The organism is Actinomycetospora sp. (genome assembly GCF_055612215.1).
Window position 1 is genome coordinate 1 of sequence record NZ_JBVPVA010000876.1, and the last position, 4,328, is coordinate 4,328.

At 74.9% G+C, this 4,328-nt stretch carries 6 protein-coding genes; 3 read left to right on the plus strand and 3 right to left on the minus strand.

The window, feature by feature from the left end; translation table 11 throughout:
* Window positions 1–173: 173 nt before the first annotated feature.
* The gene (locus tag AC0CYZ_RS23735) at window positions 174–881 is read right to left on the minus strand and encodes a GPP34 family phosphoprotein (RefSeq protein ID WP_472219901.1); all 708 of its coding nucleotides are present in this window, start codon (window positions 879–881) and stop codon (window positions 174–176) included.
* Between the two features lie 210 nt (window positions 882–1,091).
* On the opposite strand from AC0CYZ_RS23735, the gene AC0CYZ_RS23740 reads away from it, so the two are divergent.
* Window positions 1,092–1,865, plus strand: coding sequence for an isocitrate lyase/PEP mutase family protein (locus AC0CYZ_RS23740; protein WP_472219903.1), 774 nt, complete (start codon window positions 1,092–1,094; stop codon window positions 1,863–1,865).
* On the opposite strand, the gene AC0CYZ_RS23745 is transcribed toward AC0CYZ_RS23740, so the two are convergent.
* The gene (locus AC0CYZ_RS23745; RefSeq protein WP_472219905.1) at window positions 1,858–2,238 is read right to left on the minus strand and encodes a VOC family protein; all 381 of its coding nucleotides are present in this window, start codon (window positions 2,236–2,238) and stop codon (window positions 1,858–1,860) included. The genes AC0CYZ_RS23740 and AC0CYZ_RS23745 overlap by 8 nt on opposite strands.
* Window positions 2,239–2,305: 67 nt before the next feature.
* Window positions 2,306–2,941, minus strand: a complete 636-nt coding sequence (locus AC0CYZ_RS23750; protein ID WP_472219906.1) for a maleylpyruvate isomerase family mycothiol-dependent enzyme — start codon at window positions 2,939–2,941, stop codon at window positions 2,306–2,308.
* 142 nt (window positions 2,942–3,083) lie between these two features.
* On the opposite strand from AC0CYZ_RS23750, the gene AC0CYZ_RS23755 reads away from it, so the two are divergent.
* Together AC0CYZ_RS23755 and AC0CYZ_RS23760 are read left to right on the plus strand one after the other, a co-directional pair.
* On the plus strand, window positions 3,084–3,263 hold the full coding sequence (locus tag AC0CYZ_RS23755) for a hypothetical protein (protein ID WP_472219908.1): 180 nt from the start codon (window positions 3,084–3,086) through the stop codon (window positions 3,261–3,263).
* 45 nt (window positions 3,264–3,308) lie between these two features.
* On the plus strand, window positions 3,309–4,328 hold the full coding sequence (locus tag AC0CYZ_RS23760; protein WP_472219910.1) for an LLM class flavin-dependent oxidoreductase: 1,020 nt from the start codon (window positions 3,309–3,311) through the stop codon (window positions 4,326–4,328).

The following is a 4,328-nucleotide window of genomic DNA, read 5'->3' on the forward strand; positions in this document are numbered from 1 at the left end:
CGGGCATGCCGTCTGGTGCGTCGTTGGCGGATGGGACGAACGGCGACGACGTGTGGTTGATCGGCATGGCGTGCCCCCTCGGTCCGGGCGCTGCTCGCGGAACGGACCGAGCCTAGACCGCTCGGCGCCCGATCGGGACCCGTCGGCGCCACCGGTTCTCCACGGGTGGGGGATCAGTGCCCCGAGCTGAGGACCTCGGTGGCGGTGAGCGCGGCGAGGACGGCCTGCACCGTCGGGCTGACGAGCCGGACGATGTCCTGGTCGATGCCGGCCGGCACGAACCGGCCGCCCGCGATGGCCCGCGCGCGCCCGACGGCGGCGTGCACGTCGACCGGGTCCAGTGCCCGCACGCGCCGCCCGTGGTGGAGCAGCACGGTGATCATCGCGGTGGCCTCGTCGGGATCCGCGCCGTCGAGCACCGCCCGGACGACGGCCCGGTCGTGGTGCAGCGCCGTGGTCTCGTGGACCCGCAGGGCCGAGCCGAACACCGGCATCGCGAGGTAGCCGAACACCCGGCGGGGCTCGCGGTGGGCGAGCCCGCGCTCGACGAGGCGGTCCATGGTGCGCCGGATCATCTGCGCGCCGCGGGGCCCGGTGACGGCGTGGCCGAGGTCGGACTTCCGGCCGCCGCCACGCAGCAGCCCGTCGGCCACCCAGTCGAGCAGCGGGTCGGACGGGGCGACCGGGCCGGCACGGTAGGTGGACCCGGCGTCGAGCAGGGAGGCGTCGAGCATGAGCTCGACGAGGGCGGCGGCGACGAGCAGGCCCGCCGGCTCGGTGAGGCTCGAGACCGGGCGTCCGTCCTCGTTCCCGAGCACCCAGGCGACCCGCTCCGGGAGGGTCAGATCCCGGGTCGGGGTCGACCACCGTTCGGAACGCACGGGTGACAGCCTAGGCACACGACACCGTGATTCCTCACCCGGTCGGGCGCCCCGGGCGCGGCCCCGTCGCCACGCGGTGTCCACCACACGACGGGCGGCGCACCGACGACTCCGGACGGACCACCCGTCTGCGCCGCGCCCGCCTCGACGGGCGTCCGACCGCCACCGGAACCGGGAATCAGGGGTGCCCGGTCCGGGGTTGGGGCGGGCATGAGCAACCTCGACAAGGCCCAGGAGCTCCAGCGGCTGCACGCCGCCCCGGAGCTGCTCCTCGTGGTGAACGTGTGGGACGCGATCACCGCCCGCGTCGTCGCCGACACCCCCGGGACGACGGCGCTCGCGACGGCGAGCCACGGCATCGCGGCCTCCCGCGGCTACCCCGACGGCGAGGTCATCCCGCGCGACGAGATGATCGCCGAGGTCGGCCTCATCGCCCGGCAGACCGACCTGCCCGTCAGCGCCGACCTCGAGGCCGGCTACGGCGATCCGGGCGGCACCGTGTCCCGCGCGATCGACGTCGGGATCGTGGGCGCCAACCTCGAGGACCAGATGAAGCCGCTGGACCAGGCGGTGCGCGCCGTCGAGGCCGCGGTGAAGGCCGGCGAGCAGGCCGGCATCCCGTTCGCGCTCAACGCCCGCACCGACGCGTTCCTCAAGGCTGGGGACCGGGACCCCGAGGAGGTCATCTCCGACGCGATCGCCCGCGGGAAGGCCTACCTCGAGGCCGGCGCCACCACCTTCTTCGTCCCGGGCAAGCTCGACGAGGCGCAGCTGACCCGCATCGTCGGCGAGCTCGGCGAGCGCAAGGTCAACATCATCGGGATCCCGGGCTCGATCTCCCTCGAGGCCGCGCAGCGCATCGGCCTCGCCCGCGTCTCCTACGGGCCCTGGAGCCAGAACACCGCCCTGACCGCCCTCGCGAAGCTCGCCGAGGACGTCTACGCCGGCGGCGGACTGCCCGCGGACACCCGCAAGCTCAACTGACCCCGGGGCGGTCGGCGACGGGCTCCAGGAACTCCAGCCGGTTCCCGAAGGGGTCCTGGGCGTAGAAGCGGCGGAACCCCGGGAAGTCGGTGTCCCACGTGACGTCCTGGCCCGTCGTCGCCACCCGCCGGGCCGCGTCGTCGAGGTCGGTGACGACGAGGCCCGGGTGGGCCTTGCGGGCCGGGGCGAACGGGTCCTCGACCCCGAGGTGGATCTCGACGCCGCCGCCGCGGAACCACGCCCCGCCGCGCGCGGCGAGCACCGGCGGCTTCTCGACCTCGGTCATCCCGAGGACGCCGACGAAGAATCCGCGGGCCTCGTCCTCGCGCCCGGCGGGCATGGCGAGCTGGACGTGGTGCAGGTGGCTCAGCACGGCGATCAGTGTGCGCCCGGCTCCGGCGCGCGCGGAGCGGCGGCGCGTGGTGCATCGTCGGCGGGCCTCACCCGAATCGGCGCCGCGCCTCGTCGAGCCCCTCGCCGTCGCACCCGTCCAGGCCGGCGGCGCGGCCGTTGGCCGCGAGCAGGAGCGCGCCGACCGGGCCGTGCACCTCGGGGCCCTCGCCCGCCGACCAGTCCGCGTCGACGGCGCGCAGCCGCAGCCCCGCGAAGCGCTTCGCCGCCCCGACGAACGGCGCCGCCCAGACGTGGCGCAGGCACGGCAGCGCGCGCTCGACGGGGAGCTCGCGCCCCCGCCCCAGCGGGATCCACACGTCCTGGGAGTGGACGAGGAGGTCGTTGAGCGGATCGAGCTCCCCGGCGAGCGCCAACCGCCGGTCGACGTGCGCCATCTCGCGCAGCTGGCCGATCAGCTCCCCGGGCCGGAAGGCCGCGGCCCGCTCCCGGGCCATGTCGGCGAACGCCCGCTCGAGGTTCCCGCGCGCCCGCAGCGTGCGCCAGAACGTCCAGGGCACCGACTGCCGCGTCGAGAGGGTCAGGTGCGCCACGACGTCGTGCACCGTCCATCCCGCGCACAGCGACGGGACCGCCCACTGTTCCGGCGCCAGCGCCTCCAGGTCGTCGGCGAGCCCGAGCCGCTCCGCGGCCACGTCGTCGAGCATCCCCACCCGTGCAGTCATCCGATTCTCCTCGCCTCGGTGGTCCTGACGGACAGGACCGGCCGGACGAGCGGAACTCATCGCCCTTGACGACCCGCGTCGCACCGGCCCACGGTGGGGTCGCCCGGGCGCGTGACGCGTCCGGTCGCGAGAGGGAGCACCCATGATGGCTGCGGAGCACGGTCGGCACGAGGACGACGGGCACGACCCGTCGCTGCCCGCGACCGAGAAGCGCGAGCGGGAGGAGGAGGCGGCCGCGGACGCCGGGACCGGATCGCCGGGGGCGCCCTCGCTTCCCGAGACCGAGCGCCGGACGCGCGAGCAGGAGGCCCGGGAGGACTGACCCTCCCGCCGGAATGCGGTCGCCCCGTCCCGAGTTGATTGAACCGTGAAGAAGATTGGGTTCCTGTCGTTCGGGCACTGGTCGCCGTCGGGGCATTCGCTCGTGCGCTCCGCCCGGGACTCGCTGCTGCAGTCGATCGACCTCGCGGTGGCGGCCGAGGAGCTCGGCGCCGACGGGGCCTACTTCCGGGTGCACCACTTCGCCCAGCAGCTCGCGTCACCGTTCCCGCTGCTGGCCGCCGCGGCCGCGCGGACGAGCCGCATCGAGCTCGGCACCGGCATCATCGACATGCGCTACGAGAACCCGCTCTACATGGCCGAGGACGCCGGGGCCGCCGACCTGATCTCGGGCGGGCGCCTGCAGCTCGGCATCAGCCGGGGCTCCCCGGAGCAGGTGATCGACGGCTGGCGCCACTTCGGGTACGAGCCCGCGGCGGGCACGACCGACGCCGACATGGCGCGGGAGCACACGCGGCGCTTCCTCGAGGTGCTGTCGGGCGAGGGCTTCGCGGCGCCGAACCCGCGCCCGATGTTCGCCAACCCGCCCGGGCTGCTGCGCGTCGAGCCGCACTCCCCCGGGCTGCGCGACCGCATCTGGTGGGGCGCCGGGAGCCGCGCCACCGCGGAGTGGGCCGGCGAGCAGGGCCTGAACCTCATGAGCTCGACGCTGCTCACCGAGGACACCGGCGTGCCGTTCCACCGGCTGCAGGCCGAGCAGATCCAGCGCTTCCGCGACGCCTGGGACGCGGCCGGCCACGAGGGTGAGCCGCGCGTCTCCGTCAGCCGCAGCATCTTCCCGATCGTGTCCGACCTCGACCGGCAGCTGTTCTGGCGCGAGCGCCACTCGACCGACCAGGTCGGGCACCTCGACGGCGGGGACGCGCGCTTCGGGAGGACCTACGCCGGTGAGCCGGACAAGCTGGTCGCGGAGCTGGCCGAGGACGAGGCGATCGCCGCCGCGGACACCCTGCTGCTCACGGTGCCGAACCAGCTCGGCGTGGACTACAACGCGCACGTGATCGAGAGCGTGCTGACCCACCTGGCCCCGGAGCTCGGCTGGCGCTGA

Excerpts from the sequence above, each read along its gene's own strand:
- AC0CYZ_RS23755 (WP_472219908.1), top strand. The coding sequence starts at position 3,084 with ATGATGGCTGCGGAGCACGGTCGGCACGAGGACGACGGGCACGACCCG.
- AC0CYZ_RS23740 (WP_472219903.1), top strand. The coding sequence starts at position 1,092 with ATGAGCAACCTCGACAAGGCCCAGGAGCTCCAGCGGCTGCACGCCGCC.
- AC0CYZ_RS23750 (WP_472219906.1), bottom strand. The coding sequence starts at position 2,941 with ATGACTGCACGGGTGGGGATGCTCGACGACGTGGCCGCGGAGCGGCTC.